At 66.6% G+C, this 16,139-nt stretch carries 11 protein-coding genes; 5 read left to right on the top strand and 6 right to left on the bottom strand.

Going from position 1 to position 16,139, the window contains the following annotated elements; translation table 11 throughout:
* The first annotated feature begins 16 nt into the window (after nucleotides 1-16).
* From MFF62_RS05255 to MFF62_RS05265, 3 genes are read left to right on the top strand one after another with little or no spacing between them, the layout of a single operon-like run.
* Nucleotides 17-3,202: an MdtB/MuxB family multidrug efflux RND transporter permease subunit gene (locus MFF62_RS05255; protein ID WP_238260890.1), complete on the top strand. Its 3,186-nt coding sequence runs from the start codon at nucleotides 17-19 to the stop codon at nucleotides 3,200-3,202.
* Nucleotides 3,202-6,504: an efflux RND transporter permease subunit gene (locus MFF62_RS05260; protein WP_238260893.1), complete on the top strand. Its 3,303-nt coding sequence runs from the start codon at nucleotides 3,202-3,204 to the stop codon at nucleotides 6,502-6,504. Before MFF62_RS05255 ends, MFF62_RS05260 begins: the two co-directional genes overlap by 1 nt.
* A gap of 14 nt (nucleotides 6,505-6,518) precedes the next feature.
* Nucleotides 6,519-7,991, top strand: coding sequence for an efflux transporter outer membrane subunit (locus MFF62_RS05265; RefSeq protein ID WP_238260894.1), 1,473 nt, complete (start codon nucleotides 6,519-6,521; stop codon nucleotides 7,989-7,991).
* Between the two features lie 33 nt (nucleotides 7,992-8,024).
* On the opposite strand, the gene MFF62_RS05270 is transcribed toward MFF62_RS05265, so the two are convergent.
* Entirely contained in the window at nucleotides 8,025-8,924 is a 900-nt protein-coding gene (locus MFF62_RS05270) for a LysR family transcriptional regulator (RefSeq protein WP_238260897.1), read from the bottom strand.
* Nucleotides 8,925-9,033: 109 nt separating this feature from the next.
* Between MFF62_RS05270 and MFF62_RS05275 the strand changes: the two genes are divergently transcribed.
* Both MFF62_RS05275 and dacB read left to right on the top strand, forming a co-directional pair.
* Nucleotides 9,034-9,501, top strand: a complete 468-nt coding sequence (locus MFF62_RS05275) for a PACE efflux transporter (protein WP_238260900.1) — start codon at nucleotides 9,034-9,036, stop codon at nucleotides 9,499-9,501.
* A 101-nt stretch (nucleotides 9,502-9,602) separates the two neighbouring features.
* Nucleotides 9,603-11,201 carry a D-alanyl-D-alanine carboxypeptidase/D-alanyl-D-alanine endopeptidase gene (gene dacB, locus MFF62_RS05280; protein WP_238260902.1) on the top strand — a complete coding sequence of 533 codons (1,599 nt, stop codon included), beginning with the start codon at nucleotides 9,603-9,605 and terminating at the stop codon, nucleotides 11,199-11,201.
* 58 nt (nucleotides 11,202-11,259) lie between these two features.
* Here the strand turns inward: dacB and MFF62_RS05285 are convergent, their stop codons facing one another.
* The 5 genes from MFF62_RS05285 to fba form a co-directional block, all read right to left on the bottom strand.
* Nucleotides 11,260-12,246, bottom strand: coding sequence for an L-threonylcarbamoyladenylate synthase (locus MFF62_RS05285; protein WP_238260904.1), 987 nt, complete (start codon nucleotides 12,244-12,246; stop codon nucleotides 11,260-11,262).
* A gap of 6 nt (nucleotides 12,247-12,252) precedes the next feature.
* Nucleotides 12,253-13,497, bottom strand: a complete 1,245-nt coding sequence (locus MFF62_RS05290; protein WP_238260906.1) for a 5-(carboxyamino)imidazole ribonucleotide synthase — start codon at nucleotides 13,495-13,497, stop codon at nucleotides 12,253-12,255.
* 28 nt (nucleotides 13,498-13,525) lie between these two features.
* Entirely contained in the window at nucleotides 13,526-14,023 is a 498-nt protein-coding gene (purE, locus tag MFF62_RS05295; RefSeq protein WP_238260908.1) for a 5-(carboxyamino)imidazole ribonucleotide mutase, read from the bottom strand.
* Nucleotides 14,024-14,043: 20 nt separating this feature from the next.
* Entirely contained in the window at nucleotides 14,044-14,952 is a 909-nt protein-coding gene (locus MFF62_RS05300; protein WP_238260910.1) for a phosphoribosylaminoimidazolesuccinocarboxamide synthase, read from the bottom strand.
* Nucleotides 14,953-15,064: 112 nt separating this feature from the next.
* Complete coding sequence (gene fba, locus MFF62_RS05305) at nucleotides 15,065-16,129, bottom strand: class II fructose-bisphosphate aldolase (protein WP_238260913.1); 1,065 nt, start codon at nucleotides 16,127-16,129, stop codon at nucleotides 15,065-15,067.
* Nucleotides 16,130-16,139 lie beyond the last annotated feature (10 nt).

Consider the following 16,139-nt stretch of genomic DNA (forward strand, 5'->3'; position numbering starts at 1 on the left):
AGGACAGGTAAGCGGCATGAATCCCTCACGCATCTTTATCGAACGGCCGGTTGCGACGGCACTGCTGATGCTGGCCATCCTGCTGTCGGGGTTGCTCGCGTTCAAGCTGTTGCCGCTCTCGGCGCTGCCTGAGGTCGATTACCCGACCATCCAGGTCACCACGCTCTACCCCGGCGCCAGCCCCGACGTGATGACGTCGTCGGTCACCGCGCCGCTGGAGCGCCAGTTCGGCCAGATGCCGGGGCTCAAGCAGATGTCCTCGTCGTCGTCGGGCGGCGCATCGGTCATCACGCTGCAGTTCGAACTGACGCTGTCGCTGGACGTGGCCGAGCAGGAAGTGCAGGCGGCCATCAACGCCGGCGGCAACCTGCTGCCGGCCGACCTGCCGATGCCGCCGGTCTACAGCAAGGTCAACCCGGCCGACGCGCCGATCATGACGCTGGCGATGACGTCGGACACCCTGCCGCTGCCCAAGCTGCAGGACATGGTGGACACCCGCGTGGCCGCCAAGATCTCGCAGATCCAGGGCGTGGGCCTGGTCACCATCAGTGGCGGCCAGCGCCCCGCCGTACGCATCCAGGCCAACCCCACCGCGCTGGCCAACCTGGGCATGTCGATCGACGACCTGCGCACCGCCATCGGCAGCGCCAACGTCAATGGCGCCAAGGGCAGCTTCGACGGCCCGTCGCGCGCGTCCACCATCGACGCCAACGACCAGCTCAAGTCCGCCGACGAGTACAAGCAGATCATCATCGGCTACCAGAACGGCGCGCCGATCCGCATCACCGACGTGGCCGAGATCATCGACGGCCCCGAGAACAGCCGCCTGGCCGCGTGGGCCAATGCCAAGCCGGCCATCGTGGTCAACATCCAGCGCCAGCCCGGCGCCAACGTGATCGAGGTGGTGGACCGCATCAAGACGCTGCTGCCGCAACTGCAGTCGGCGCTGCCGGCGTCGGTGCACGTGCAGATGCTGACCGACCGCACCACCACGATCCGCGCCTCGGTCAAGGACGTGGAGTTCGAGCTGCTGCTGGCCATCGCGCTGGTGGTGATGGTGATCTTCGTCTTCCTGCGCAACCTGTCGGCCACGATCATCCCGGGCGTGGCCGTGCCGCTGTCGCTGGTGGGCACGTTTGGTGTGATGTACCTGGCAGGCTTCTCGATCAACAACCTCACACTGATGGCGCTGACCATTGCCACGGGCTTCGTGGTGGATGACGCCATCGTGATGATCGAGAACATCATGCGCTACATCGAGGAAGGCGATTCCCCGATGGAAGCCGCGCTGAAGGGGTCGAAGCAGATCGGCTTCACGATCATCTCGCTGACGTTCTCGCTGGTGGCCGTGCTGATTCCGCTGCTGTTCATGGGCGACGTGGTGGGCCGGTTGTTCCGCGAGTTCGCCATCACGCTGGCGGTGTCGATCCTGATCTCCGCCGTGGTATCGCTGACGCTGACGCCGATGATGTGCGCGCGCCTGCTGCGCCACGTGCCGGAGAGCGAGCAGTCGCGCTTCCACCTGGCCACCGGCCGCTTCTTCGACAACGTGATCGAGAAGTACGGCCATGCGCTGGAATGGGTGCTGGCGCGCCAGACCGCCACGCTGGTGGTGGCCGTCGGCACGCTGGTGCTGACCGGCCTGCTCTACCTGGTGGTGCCCAAGGGCTTCTTCCCGGTGCAGGACACGGGCGTGATCCAGGCCATTACCGAGGCAGCGCAGACCAGTTCGTTCCAGTCGATGGGCCGCAAGCAGGAAGCCGTCCAGAAGGTGATTCTGGAAGACCCGGCCGTGGCCAGCGTGTCGTCGTTCATTGGCGTGGATGGCACCAACCAGACCATCAACGCCGGGCGCATGCTGATCAACCTGAAGCCCAAGGGCCAGCGCGACTCGATGGCCGAGGTGACCGACCGCCTGCAGGCGTCCGTCCAGAAGCTCGGTGGCGTGTCGCTCTACATGCAGCCCGTGCAGGACCTGACCATCGAAGACCGCGTGGCGCGCACGCAGTACCAGTTCACGGTGGAAGATCCCGATCCGACCGTGCTGGCCGAATGGGTGCCCAAGCTGGTGGAACGTCTGCAGCGCGAACCCGAGTTGCGCGACGTGGCCAGCGACCAGCAGAACAACGGCCTGCGCGCGTTCGTGGAAATCGACCGCGACGCCGCCGCGCGCTTCGGCATCACCACCGCCGTGATCGACAGCGCGCTCTACAGCGCGTTCGGCCAGCGGCTGATCTCGACGATCTTCACGCAGGCCAGCCAGTACCGCGTGGTGCTGGAGACGATGCCCGAGTTCCGCACCAGCCCGGCGTCGCTAGCCGAGCTGCGGCTGCCGTCGTCGTCGGGTGGGCAGGTGCCGCTGGGGTCCATCGCGCGCATTTCCGAGCGCACTGGCCCGCTGGTGATCAACCACCAGGGCCAGTTCCCGGCCGCCACCATCTCGTTCAACCTGGCGCCGGGCGAATCGCTGGGCGCCGCCGTCGACAAGATCACCAAGGTGGAGCAGGAAATCGGGCTGCCAATCTCGATGGCCACCGAATTCCAGGGCGCTGCGCTGGCGTTCCGGGCATCGCTGTCCAACACGCTGTGGCTGATCCTGGCCGCCGTGGTCACCATGTACATCGTGCTCGGCGTGCTGTACGAAAGCACGATCCACCCGGTGACCATCCTGTCCACGCTGCCCTCGGCGGGCGTGGGCGCGTTGCTGGCGCTGCTGGTGTTCCAGCAGGATCTGGGCATCATCGCGATCATCGGCATCATCCTGCTGATCGGTATCGTCAAGAAGAACGCGATCATGATGATCGACTTCGCGCTGGAAGCCGAACGCGAGCAGGGCATGAAGCCGTACGACGCGATCTTCCAGGCCTGCCTGCTGCGCTTCCGGCCGATCCTGATGACGACCATGGCCGCGCTGCTGGCCGCGTTGCCGATGATGCTGGGCACCGGCATCGGGTCGGAGCTGCGTCGTCCGCTCGGTATCACGATGGTGGGCGGCCTGCTGGTCAGCCAGGTGCTGACGCTGTTCACCACGCCGGTGATCTACCTGGCCTTCGACCGCGTGGCCTATCGTCTCAAGGACTGGCGCAACCGCAAGTTCGGCGACCCCAACGAGGGTGGCACCGGCGAGGACGACGGGCACGATGGACGTGATGGTGGCGGTGGTCATCCGGTGACGCCGCATCCGCAGGAGCCGAACCGCTGATGAACCTCTCGGCCGCCTTCATCCATCGCCCCGTCGCCACCGCGCTGCTGACCATCGGCATCCTGCTGGCGGGCCTGGCCGCGTTCCGGCTGCTGCCGGTGTCGCCGCTGCCGCAGGTGGACTTTCCGACGATCTCGGTGTCGGCGTCGCTGCCCGGTGCCAGCCCCGAAACCATGGCCGCCACCGTGGCCACGCCGCTGGAGCGTGCGCTGGGCGCCATCGCAGGCGTCACCGAGATCACGTCGAGCAGCTCGCTGGGCTCCACGCGCGTGACGCTGCAGTTCGACCTGTCGCGCGACATCGACGGCGCGGCCCGCGACGTGCAGGCCGCCATCAACGCGTCGCGTGCCACGCTACCCACGAGCCTGCCGAACAACCCGACCTATCGTAAGGTCAACCCGGCCGACGCGCCGATCATGATCATTGCGCTGACGTCGCCCACGATGACGCGCGGCCAGCTCTACGACGCGGCGTCCACCATCCTGGCGCAGAAGCTGTCGCAGGTGGAAGGCGTGGGCCAGGTCACGATCGGCGGCTCGTCGCTGCCGGCCGTGCGCGTGGAGCTGAACCCCACGGCGCTGAACAACTACGGCATCTCGCTGGAAGACGTCCGCAACACCATCAGCGCGACCAACGCCAACCGGCCGCTGGGCATTCTCGACAACACCAACAACGCGTGGCAGGTCTACGCCAACGACCAGGCGATGGCGGCCAAGGACTACATGCCCTTGATCATCCGCTACGCCACGCCTGGTACCTACTCGTCCACGTCGGCCGGCGCGTTGATCGCGAGCACGGCCAATGCGGCGGCGGGCGGCAACGTCAGCACCAAGACCGTCAACGGCATCACCACGACCACGATCACCACCAGCAGCGGCACGCAGACCATCAGCACCGGTGCCACGGGCGGCAACAACAACAATCCGGGACCGAGTTCGTTCGCGGTGCCGGTGCGGCTGCAGGACGTGGCCAACGTGGTGGATTCGGTGCAGGACATCCGCAACGCCGGCTCGGCCAACGGCAAGCCGTCGGTGCTGCTGGTGCTGAACCGGTCGCCGGGCGCCAACATCATCGAGACCGTCGACCGCGTGAACGACATGCTGCCGACGCTGCGCAAGATGATCCCGGCCACGATCTCGATGGACGTGATGATGGACCGCACGCCCACCATCCGCGCGTCGCTGCGCGAGGTGGAGCATACATTGATGATCTCGGTGGCGCTGGTGATCATGGTGGTGTTCGTGTTCCTGCGCAACGTGCGCGCCACGCTGATTCCCAGCGTGGCCGTGCCGGTGTCGCTGGTGGGCACGTTCTCGATCATGTACCTGGCCGGGTTCTCGCTGAACAACCTGTCGCTGATGGCGCTGACGATTGCCACCGGCTTCGTGGTCGACGACGCCATCGTGGTGCTGGAGAACATCTCGCGCCACATCGAGGAAGGCATGAAGCCGCTGGCCGCCGCGCTGCGTGGCGCGCGCGAGGTGGGCTTCACGGTGCTGTCGATGAGCCTGTCGCTGATTGCCGTGTTCATTCCGCTGCTGCTGATGGGTGGCATCGTCGGGCGGCTGTTCCAGGAATTCGCGATCACGCTGTCGGTGGCCATCCTGGTGTCGCTGGTGGTGTCGCTGACCACCACGCCGATGATGTGCGCGCGGCTGCTGCGGCCCGCGCAAGAACATCCGCAAGGCCGTTTCTTCCGGTCCAGCGAGCGCGTGTTCACGTGGATGCAGGACGCCTACGGCCGCACGCTGGCAGTGGCGCTGCGCCATGGCCCAATCGTCTGGATCGTGCTGTTGCTGACGATTGCGCTGAATGTGTATCTGTACGTGATCGTGCCCAAGGGCTTTTTCCCGCAGCAGGACACCGGGCGCCTGATCGGCTTTATCCGCGCGGACCAGGCCACGTCGTTCCAGCTGATGCGCACCAAGCTCGACAACTTCATCAAGATCGTGCAGTCCGACCCGGCCGTGGTCAATGTCACGGGCTTCACCGGCGGCTCGCAGCGCAATACGGGGCAGATGTTCGTCACGCTGAAGCCGCTGTCCGAGCGCCCCGAAACCGCCGACCAGATCGTCGCGCGGCTGCGTATCAAGCTGGCCAAGGAGCCCGGTGCAAGCCTGTTCCTGACGCCGGTGCAGGACATCCGAATCGGCGGACGCCAGAGCAGTTCGGCCTACCAGTTCACGCTGCAGTCCGATGACCTGGAGGTGCTGCGCGCGTGGGAGCCCAAGGTACGCGCGGCGATATCGAACATCAAGGGGCTGGAGGATGTGGATACCGACACCAACGACAAGGGCCTGCAGACGTCGGTGATCATCGACCGCGACACGGCGTCGAAACTCGGCGTCACGACGCAGCAGATCGATGCGATCCTGAACGACGCCTTCGGCCAGCGGCTGGTGTCGACGATCTACCACCCGCTGAACCAGTACCGCGTGGTGATGGAGCTGAGTCCGGAATACCTGCAGGGGCCGCATGCGCTGCAGGACATCTACGTGGTCACGGGCGGCGGCAACCGCGTGCCGCTGTCGGCGTTCGCGCGCGTGACGCCAACCAGCACGCCGCTCGGCGTGAACCACCAGGGCCAGTTCGCCGCGTCGACCATCTCGTTCAACCTGGCCGAAGGCTATTCGCTGTCGCAGGCCACCGATGCGATCAAGCTGGCGATGGCGCAGATCGGCGCACCCGAAACGCTGCAGGCCAATTTCGCTGGCGGCGCCAAGGCGTTCCAGGATTCGCTCAAGAGCCAGCCGCTGCTGATCCTGGCGGCCATCATCACGATCTACATCGTGCTGGGCATCCTCTACGAGAGCTACGTGCATCCGCTGACGATCCTGTCGACGCTGCCGTCGGCCGGCGTGGGGGCGCTGCTGGCGCTGCTGCTGTTCAAGACCGAGTTCAGCATCATCGCGCTGATCGGTGTGATCCTGCTGATCGGCATCGTCAAGAAAAACGCGATCATGATGATCGACTTCGCCATCGACGCCGAACGCCGCGACGGCCTGAAGCCGCGCGAAGCGATCTACCGCGCCTGCCTGCTGCGCTTCCGGCCGATCATGATGACCACGGCGGCCGCCCTGCTGGGCGCGATTCCGCTGGCGCTGGGGCGCGGCGATGGCGCCGAGCTGCGCGCGCCGCTGGGCATCTCGATCGTCGGCGGCCTGGTGGTCAGCCAGCTGCTGACGCTCTACACGACGCCCGTGGTCTACCTGACGCTCGACCGCTGGCGCCTGAAGGTCAATGCCTGGCGCGCGCGCCGGCAGCGACGCGGCGACAACCCCGCGCCGCACCTGGAACACTGAAGAAGGCCATTGCCATGATTCGACCTTTTCATACTTTTTCGGTGGTTGCACTGGCCTGCGCGCTGCTGACCGGCTGCGCCGTGGGCCCCGACTACAAGCGCCCCGATGCCCCCGTGCCCAAGGCGTTCAAGGAAGCCAGCGAAGCCATGCCCACCTGGACCGGCGACTGGAAAACCGCCGAGCCGCAGGACGTCATGGGCCGCCCCGACTGGTGGCGTGTCTTCAACGACCCGACGCTCGACGGCTTGATGTCGCAGGTGCAGGTGTCGAACCAGAACATCAAGGCGGCCGAAGCCGCCTACCGCCAGGCCACGGCATCGCTGGCTGCCGCGCGCGCGGGCTACTTCCCGACCGTGGGCGCCAACGCGGGCGTCTCGCGCGGCAAGTCGAGTTCGGCCGGACACGTCATCAACGGGCAGAACGCCACGCTGTCGGCAAGCTGGGAAATCGACATCTGGGGCCGCATCCGCCGGCAGGTGGAAGGCGCTGAAGCCGGTGCACAGGCCAGCCAGGCCGATCTGGCGTCGACGTTGCTGTCCACGCAGGCCACGCTCGCGCAAAGCTACTTCTCGCTGCGCGTGGCCGATGCCCAGCGCGCACTGCTGGATCGCACCGTGGCCGACTACGCCAAGTCGCTGCAGCTCGTGCAGAACCAGTACAAGGCCGGCACCGCGCAACGATCCGACGTGCTGCAATCCGAGACCCAGCTCAAGTCGGCCCAGGCCCAGCAACTCGACATCCAGATCAGCCGCGCGCAACTGGAGCACGCGATTGCGGTGCTGATCGGCCGGCCGCCTTCGGAACTGAACATCGCTCCGGCCGATACGCAGAGCCTGGTCCCCGTGGTGCCGGTGGCCGTGCCCTCGCAGATGCTGGAACGCCGCCCCGATATCGCTGCGGCCGAGCGCCGCATGGCATCGGCCAACGCCGATATCGGCGTGGCCCAGGCCGCCTACTACCCGACGCTGTCGCTGTCGGCCACAGGCGGCCTCACGGCCGGCACGCTGGCGCGCTGGATATCGCTGCCCGACCGCGTGTGGTCAGTGGGCGCGGGCCTGGCCGGCACCGTCTTCGACGGCGGCCTGCGCAGCGCCGCCAAGGCCCAGGCCGTGGCCGCCTATGACGGAACCGTGGCCAACTACCGGCAGACCGTGCTCGAAGCCTTCCAGGAAGTCGAGAACAACCTGGCCGCGGCCCGCGTACTGGAACAGGAAGCCACGGTCCAGGGCGACGCGCTGCGCTCGGCACGCGAGGCGCTGGCACTGGTCAACAACCGCTACAAGGCCGGCACCGCCGGCCTGCTCGACGTGCTGACCGCGCAGACGGCGGCCTACACGGCGGAGAACACCACACTGAGCATCATGAATCGCCAGTACACCGCAGCCGTCACGCTGATCAAGGCGCTGGGCGGCGGGTGGCATGGGTATGACGTGGAGGTGGGGAAGGCTGGCACGAATCCCTCCGATGCGGCGCCGTTGGCGCAGTAGCGGCACTGGCGCAGTCGGCATCGACCTACATCACTACCGCCCCTCCGGCACCGGCAACGGTTGCTGGCTGACCCGTTCCTTCAGCCAAGTCGCCGCCTTGCCCAGCGGGCGCTGCTTGTGCCAGACCAGTTCCATCGCCACGGGCCAGTCCTGGTCCTGGAAGGTCAGTTGCGGGGACACCAGCTCGGCCGCGGCGGGCGAGTTGGCGGCCACGTGCCAGGGGACGAAAGCCCAGCCCAGGCGGCGCTTGACCAGTTCGACGATGACCCACTGGCTTTCCACCCACCACACTTCGGCGGCCACGCGCAGGCGTTTCTTTTCCTCGCTGTCGCTGCGCGTAGCCACCATCAGCTGGCGATAGCGCTTCAGTTCCTCGAAGTCGACGCGCGGCTGTGATGCCAGCGGGTGGTCGGGCGCGCAGACGATGGGCATCGGCACCCAGCCCAGCGCGTGGAAGCCCAGTTCGGGCGGCAGGATTTCCTGGCGCCACATGATGCCCAGGTCCGCGCACTGGCTCAGCACCAGGCGGCTGACGTCCTCCATCAGCGGGAACAGGATTTCGAGTTCGACCGACGGAAAGCGCTGCGAGAACTCGGTCAGCAGTTCGCCCAGCGTTTCTTCGGGATACAGCTCGTCGACGGCGAGCGTCAGGCGCGATTCCACGCCCTCGCCCAGGCTCTTGGCCACGCCGCGAAAGTGCTCGCAGCGCTCCAGGATCACGCGCGCCTCCAGCAGCAGCCGTTCGCCGGCCGGGGTCATTACCGGATAGCGCGCGCTGCGGTCGAACAGCGCGGTATCGAGATCGACTTCCAGGTTGGCGACGGCCGCGCTGATCACCGACTGCGCCTTGCCCAGCTGGCGGGCAGCCGCGGAGAACGAGCCAGTCTCGGCGGCAGCGGCAAATGCCTGTAGTTGCTCAAGGGACAAACTCATCGCACGGACTCCCGCTCAGGCCATCTATCGGATTTTTGGATGGTATCTAACTTGCGGTTAGCTGTCGCGCCGATAGAATGCGGTCCATTGCTTGAATCTGGAGAATCTCATGCGCACCACCGCAGACCGTATCCGTCACACCATCGGCTTCGAGGTGATCGGTCTGATTGCCTTCGCGCCGCTGGCGAGCTGGGTGTTTGGCTACGACCTGCACCAGATGGGCATCGTCGGCGCCGTGGCGGCCCTGATCGCCGCCACGTGGAATTACATCTACAACATCCTGTTCGACCGCGCGATGCTGCGCTTCACCGGGCAGTTGAAGAAGTCCACGCCGATCCGCGTGCTGCACGCCATCCTGTTCGAAGGCGGCCTGCTGATCGTGTTCCTGCCGTCGGTGGCCTGGTACCTGGGCATCGGCCTGGTCGACGCGTTCATCATGGACATCGCCGTGGCCGGTTACTACATGGTCTACGCGTTCTTCTACAACTGGGCCTATGACGTGGTGTTCCCGATTCCGAACGCCACGCCGAACGCCAAGGCAAACCCGGCCACGCGCGATTGCCAGTCGGCGAACTGACCCGGAGGTCCGGCCACGCGGCGCGTGGTCGACCTCCCGCAAGAAATACGGCCTGAATCGGCCGCATGACGTCATCCGGGCACCCCGGGCGTTGCGTTAACATGCACGCCATGCCCATCCGCCCGTCCCTGCTCCGCCGCAGCCTGTCACCCGCCATCATCGCGGCCACGCTGCTCGTCTTCGGCCTGTCTGGAGCCCAGGCCAAACCCGTCAAGAACACCAGGTCCACCAAGGCCGCGACTGCGGCCAAGGCTGCCACGGCCACCGCCGCGACGGCAGGTGCTGCCCGCGTGGCCGCCGCGCCGGCCGATCCCGCTGCTGCGCGCTCGGGGTTGCCGTCGACGGTCACCACGGCGCTGCGCCGTGCCCATGTGCCGTTGTCGGCGGCCAGCTTCTACGTCGTCAAGGTCGGCGCGCCGCAGGCTCGCGTGAGCTGGAATGCCGAGACGCCGATGAACCCGGCGTCGACGATGAAGGTGGTCACCACGTTCGCCGGTTTGCAACTGCTGGGGCCGGAGTTCCGCTGGCTCACGTCGCTCTACGCCGACAGCCAGCCCGGTCCGGATGGCGTGATCAACGGCAACGTCTATCTGCGCGGCCGTGGCGACCCCAAGCTGGTACCCGAGGAAATGGCCAAGCTGGTGTCCACCGCGCGCGCAACTGGCGCCACCACCATCAACGGCGACGTGGTGCTGGACCGCAGCTTCTTTGCCGATGGCATGGACGGCAGCTATACGATCGACGGTGAGACCCAGCGCGCCTACAACGTGAATCCGGACGCACTGCTCTATGCGTTCAAGACGCTGTCGTTCACGATCACGCCGGACGCTGTCAACCGCTCCGTGGACGTGGCCGTCACGCCGGCACTGGCCCAGCTGCGCGTGGACAACCGCATGACGCTGGCCAACGGCCGCTGCGGCGACTGGAAGACGCGCGCCACGCCCAGCATCGTGCCGCAGCCCGACGGCACGGTCGTGGCGTCGTTTGACGGCAGTTATTCCGCCGACTGCGGCGAGCACATCGTCAACCTGGCCACGCTGAGCCACAGCGATTTCATCTGGGGTGGCTTCGTCGCCGAATGGCAGAACGCCGGTGGCCGCTTTGCCCGCTGGCCCGGCTTGCGCAGTGGCGCGGTGCCGCGCAGTGCGTTTCTGCTGGCGCGCCACTACGGCCAGCCGCTGGCCGACATCGTGCGCGACATCAACAAGTTCTCGAACAACGTGATGGCCCGCCAGCTGTTCCTGACGATTGGCGCGGAGCTGGACCGCAAGGGTCCGGCCAGCACCGAGAAGTCGTCGCGCGTCATCCATCAGTGGCTGGCCAAGCAGGGCCTGGACATGCCGGGGCTGGTGCTGGAAAACGGCTCGGGGCTGTCACGCGACGAGCGCATCAGCGCCTATGACATGGCGCGCCTGCTGCAACAGGCGCTGGCCAGCAACGTGGGGCCGGTCCTGCTCGACTCGCTGCCGGTGCTTGGTGTCGACGGCACGCTGCGCAATCGCCTGACGCGCGCCAACGCGGCGGGCAATGCCTATCTGAAGACTGGAACGCTGGCCGATGTGCGTGCGCTGGCCGGCTATGTGGACGCGCTCAATGGCGAGCGGTATGTGGTGGTGGCGTACATCAATCACCCGAACGCATCGGGCGCGCAGGAAGCGCATGACGCGCTGATGCAGTGGGTGTATCGCGGCGCGCCTTGATTTGATGCTGGGGGCGCTTTGGCTCCCCCCCGAAGGGAGAGGGGAGCAAACCCGCGAATTACTCGAATGCCGCCGCAGCGCGGCCCAGGCGGTCGCGTACCCCATCCCACTCGTGCGAGTCGGGAACCGGTTCGAACACCAGCCGCTGGAAACCTTCCTTGTCGAGCTTGCGCAGCAGACCATACAGCGCTTGCGCATAGGCGTCCGGCGTCGCCGGTGCTTCGACGAACACGCAGCGCTGATCCGTACCCACCGCAGTCTTGCCAACAAACGCCAGGCGGCCGCCTTCGGTCAGGCCATGCAGTAACTGGGGCAACGCCTCGGCGTGGGCCAGCGTCAGCGTGGTGCGCGGGGCGTAGTGAGCCTTCAGCGTGCCCGAGGCACGTGGTGCCGCAGCGTCGGGCGGCAGCGGCGTGGTGCCGAGCACGTCGGCCATCATCGCCGCCGTGATCGCGCCGGGGCGCAGCAGCACCGGGCCGGCCGTATCCAGGCGGGACAGATCCACGATCGACGATTCGATGCCGACGTCCACACCGTCGCCTTCCAGCACATAGACAGCGCCGCCGAATTCGTCACGCACGTGCTCGGCCGTCGTCGGGCTGACCTGGCCGAACTTGTTGGCCGATGGCGCGGCAATGCCGCCACGGCCGCGCTTGAAGCGCGACAGCAGCGCCTGGGCCACCGGATGCGACGGGCAGCGCAAGCCGATGCTGTCCTGTCCGCCAGCCACGGCCGCCGGAATATGCGCCGCGCGCTTCAGGATGATCGTCAGCGGACCGGGCCAGAAGGCATCGATCAGCTTTTGCGCCGCTTCGGGGACATCGTCGGTCCAGTAGCTGACGTCGCCGCCATCCACCACGTGGACGATCACCGGATGGTTCGACGGCCGGCCCTTGGCGGCGTAGATGCGCGCCAGCGCCTCGGGGTTCTCGGCGTCGGCGCCCAGGCCGTAGACCGTTTCGGTCGGAAAGGCCACGAGCTGGCCGGCTTCGAGCAGGCGCACCGCTTCGTCAAGCTCGGCGGCCGTTGGCATGCGTGAGGACATCGATACTCAGAGCGGGATATGCAGGGCACGCGCGGCGGCGTCGAACGCGGCACCCGCCGCCTCCGCATGCTCGCCCACGCAGTTCACGTGGCCCATCTTGCGCGACGGACGCGCGTCGTTCTTGCCGTACAGGTGCAGCTTGGCGCCGGCCTGCGCCATCACCTCGTCCCAGGCGGGCGTACGCTCCAGGCCGAACTCGAACCAGCAATCGCCCAGCAGGTTCAGCATCTTGCCTGCCGAATGCTGGCGCGTGCTGCCCAGCGGCAGGCGTGCCATGGCGCGTACCTGCTGCTCGAACTGGCTGGTCTCGCAGGCGTCCATCGTGATGTGGCCCGAGTTGTGCGGACGCGGGGCCATTTCATTGGCCACCAGCGTGCCATCGGTCAGCACGAAGAATTCGATGCAGAGCACGCCCACGTAACCCATTTCCGACGTGATCGTGGCGGCGGCGGCGCGTGCGCGCGTGGCGATGTCGTCGGACACGCTCGTCGACGGCATGGTCGTCGAGAACAGGATGCCGTCGCGGTGCACGTTCTCCGCCAGCGGCCAGGTAGCCGTGGTGCCATCGGCGGCACGCGCGGCCAGCACCGACACTTCGTAGGCCAGCGGCAGCATCTGCTCCAGCACGCACGGCACATGCTGCATGGCCTTCCATGCGGCGCGCACGTCGTCGCGCGTCTTCACGCGCGCCTGGCCCTTGCCGTCGTAGCCCATGCGCGCGGTCTTCAGAATGCCGGGCAGCACGATGTCGGGCACGTTGTCCACATCGGCATCGTGCTGGATCACCCAGTGCGGGGCCGGCGGCACGCCCGTGCGCTCGGCGCACGAGGCAAAGAACTTCTTCTCGCCAATACGGTTCTGCGCAATCGACACGCAGTAGCCGCGCGGCGCCACGAACACGCCGGCCTGCTCCAGGCGGTCCAGCGAGATCGACGGCACGTTCTCGAATTCGGTGCTCACCGCTTCGCACAGCCTTGCCACTTCGGCCAGCGCAGCCTCATCGGTGTACGTAGCGCAGATATGGCGGTCCGCGACGTTGCCGGCGGGGCTGTCCTGGTCCGGGTCGAGCACGCACACGCGATAGCCCATCGACTGCGCCGCATGCGTGAACATGCGGCCCAGCTGGCCGCCGCCGAGCATGCCCAGCCAGGCGCCGGGCAGGATCGGCGAGCTGGGATTGTCCACGCCGAATTCGGCGCGCGACTCCGGCGTATGTGCTTCGGACAGGTAGGGATGGATATCGGTCGGCATGGCTGAAGGCTTCTGTGGCTTACAACTTTTAAACAGGCAGGGTCATCGCGCGCGCGGCTTCGGTCTGCTTGGCGCGGAATGCTTCCAGCGCGCTGGCCAGCGCGTCGTCGGTGGTGGCCAGCGTGGCAATCGCGTGCAGGGCGGCGTTGGCCGCGCCCGCCTCGCCAATCGCGAACGTGGCTACCGGCACGCCCTTGGGCATCTGCACGATCGACAGCAGCGAATCCTCGCCGCGCAGGTACTTCGACGGCACCGGCACGCCGAACACCGGCACGATCGTCTTGGCGGCGATCATGCCCGGCAGGTGCGCCGCGCCGCCGGCACCGGCGATGATCGCGCGGATGCCACGGCCGCGCGCCGATTCGGCATAGCGGAACATGTCGTCGGCCATGCGGTGCGCGGATACCACCTGCGCTTCGAACGCCACGTTGAAATCCTTGAGCATGGCCACGGCGTGCTGCATCACGTCCCAGTCGGAACTGCTGCCCATCACCACGCCCACCACCGGCTTTGCTGCGTTGCTCATGTCTGTTCTTTCCTTGCGCCTTACTGCAGCTGCTCGCCGGTCAGGCGGGTCAGTGCTTCCTTGTACTTGTCAGCCGTCTTCTGCACCACGTCCTCGGGCAGCTTCGGCGCCGGGGCGGTCTTGGGCCACGGCTTGCCGTCGATGCGCACGGCTTCCAGCCAGTCGCGCACGAACTGCTTGTCGAACGACGGCGGGTTGGTGCCCACCTGGTACGAATCGGCCGGCCAGAAGCGCGACGAATCGGCGGTCAGCACCTCGTCCATCAGCGTCAGCGTGCCGTCATCGTCCAGGCCGAATTCGAACTTGGTGTCGGCGATGATGATGCCGCGCGTGGCCGCGTACTCCGACGCTTCCTTGTACAGGCGGATCGAGATGTCGCGCATCTTCGCGGCCAGCTCGGCGCCAATGCGCTGCTCCACCTCGTCGAACGAGATGTTCTCGTCGTGCTCGCCCATCTCGGCCTTGGCCGCCGGCGTGAAGATCGGCTCGGGCAGCTTCTGCGCGTTCTGCAGGCCGGCCGGCAGTTCGATGCCGCAGACCTTGCCCGTAGCCTGGTAATCCTTCCAGCCACTGCCGGCCAGGTAGCCGCGCACCACCGCTTCCACCAGGATCGGCTTCAGGCGCTTCACCACCACGGCGCGGCCCTTGACCTGCGCCACTTCGTTCGCCGCCACCACGCTTTCGGCGGTCACGTCGGTCTCGTGATTCGGCACGATGTGCGCGAGCTTGCGGAACCAGAAGTTCGCCATCTGGTTCAGCACTCGGCCCTTGGCCGGAATCGGCTCGCCCAGGATCACGTCGAATGCCGACAGGCGATCGGTCGTCACGATCAGCAGCTTGTCGTCGCCGACGGCGTAGTTGTCGCGGACCTTGCCCTTGCCGAGCAGCGGCAGGGACTGGATGGAGGATTCGTAGAGGGCGTCAGACATGGTGTGAAAGCGGCTGCGGCTGAAAAACAAGCGGGGCTTCGTGCGTATGGCGAAGCCCCATGAAGTACAAACGCCCCGCGCGCATCGGCGGCGGGCGGGGCGGCGATTCGATTTACTGCACCACCTGGGCGAGCTTGCCTGCCTTGTACTGGCCAGCGATGTCGACCAGCGACACCGACTTGATCTTGCTGGCCTGGCCTTCGCAACCGAAGGCGATGTAGCGGGCCTTGCAAACCTGCTTGGCGGCTTCGCGGGCCGGCTTCAGGTACTCGCGCGGGTCGAACTTGCTCGGGTTCTCGGCAAAGAAGCGGCGGATCGCGCCGGTCATCGCCAGACGGATGTCGGTGTCGATGTTGATCTTGCGCACGCCGAACTTGATGGCTTCCTGGATTTCTTCCACCGGCACGCCGTACGTTTCTTTCATGTCGCCACCGAACTTGCGGATTTCTTCCAGCAGTTCCTGCGGCACCGACGACGAACCGTGCATCACCAGGTGCGTGTTCGGGATGCGGGCGTGGATTTCCTTGATGCGGCTGATGGCCAGGATGTCGCCGGTGGGCTTGCGCGTGAACTTGTAGGCGCCGTGCGACGTGCCGATGGCGATGGCCAGGGCGTCAAGCTGGGTGGCCTTGACGAAGTCGGCGGCCTGCTCCGGATCGGTCAGCAGCATCGAGTGGTCCAGCACGCCTTCGGCGCCGATACCGTCTTCTTCGCCCGCTTCACCGGTTTCCAGCGAGCCCAGGCAGCCCAGTTCGCCTTCCACGGTCACGCCCACGGCGTGGGCCAGTTGCACCACCTTGCGGGTCACGTCGACGTTGTACTCGTACTCGGCCGGGGTCTTGCCGTCTTCGCGCAGCGAACCGTCCATCATCACCGACGAGAAGCCCAGGTCGATCGCGCCCTGGCAGATGGCCGGCGACTGGCCGTGATCCTGGTGCATCACCACGGGGATGTGCGGGTAGGCTTCCACGGCGGCTTCGATCAGGTGACGCAGGAAGTGCTCGCCAGCGTATTTGCGTGCACCGGCCGAGGCTTGCATGATCACCGGGGCATTGACCTCATCGGCGGCCTGCATGATGGCCTGCACCTGCTCCAGGTTGTTCACGTTGAAGGCCGGCAGGCCGTAGCTGTTCTCGGCGGCATGGTCCAGCAGCTGGCGCATGGATACGAGTGGCATGTCTAACTCC

Origin of the sequence: Cupriavidus pauculus (assembly GCF_022179805.1) — a bacterium.
GTDB classification, from domain to species: domain Bacteria; phylum Pseudomonadota; class Gammaproteobacteria; order Burkholderiales; family Burkholderiaceae; genus Cupriavidus; species Cupriavidus pauculus_E.

Bases quoted from the DNA above. Each gene is read 5' to 3' on its own strand.
- MFF62_RS05255 (WP_238260890.1), top strand. From the start codon at position 17: ATGAATCCCTCACGCATCTTTATCGAACGGCCGGTTGCGACGGCACTG.
- MFF62_RS05260 (WP_238260893.1), top strand. From the start codon at position 3,202: ATGAACCTCTCGGCCGCCTTCATCCATCGCCCCGTCGCCACCGCGCTG.
- MFF62_RS05265 (WP_238260894.1), top strand. From the start codon at position 6,519: ATGATTCGACCTTTTCATACTTTTTCGGTGGTTGCACTGGCCTGCGCG.
- MFF62_RS05270 (WP_238260897.1), bottom strand. From the start codon at position 8,924: ATGAGTTTGTCCCTTGAGCAACTACAGGCATTTGCCGCTGCCGCCGAG.
- MFF62_RS05275 (WP_238260900.1), top strand. From the start codon at position 9,034: ATGCGCACCACCGCAGACCGTATCCGTCACACCATCGGCTTCGAGGTG.
- dacB (WP_238260902.1), top strand. From the start codon at position 9,603: ATGCACGCCATGCCCATCCGCCCGTCCCTGCTCCGCCGCAGCCTGTCA.
- MFF62_RS05285 (WP_238260904.1), bottom strand. From the start codon at position 12,246: ATGTCCTCACGCATGCCAACGGCCGCCGAGCTTGACGAAGCGGTGCGC.
- MFF62_RS05290 (WP_238260906.1), bottom strand. From the start codon at position 13,497: ATGCCGACCGATATCCATCCCTACCTGTCCGAAGCACATACGCCGGAG.
- purE (WP_238260908.1), bottom strand. From the start codon at position 14,023: ATGAGCAACGCAGCAAAGCCGGTGGTGGGCGTGGTGATGGGCAGCAGT.
- MFF62_RS05300 (WP_238260910.1), bottom strand. From the start codon at position 14,952: ATGTCTGACGCCCTCTACGAATCCTCCATCCAGTCCCTGCCGCTGCTC.
- fba (WP_238260913.1), bottom strand. From the start codon at position 16,129: ATGCCACTCGTATCCATGCGCCAGCTGCTGGACCATGCCGCCGAGAAC.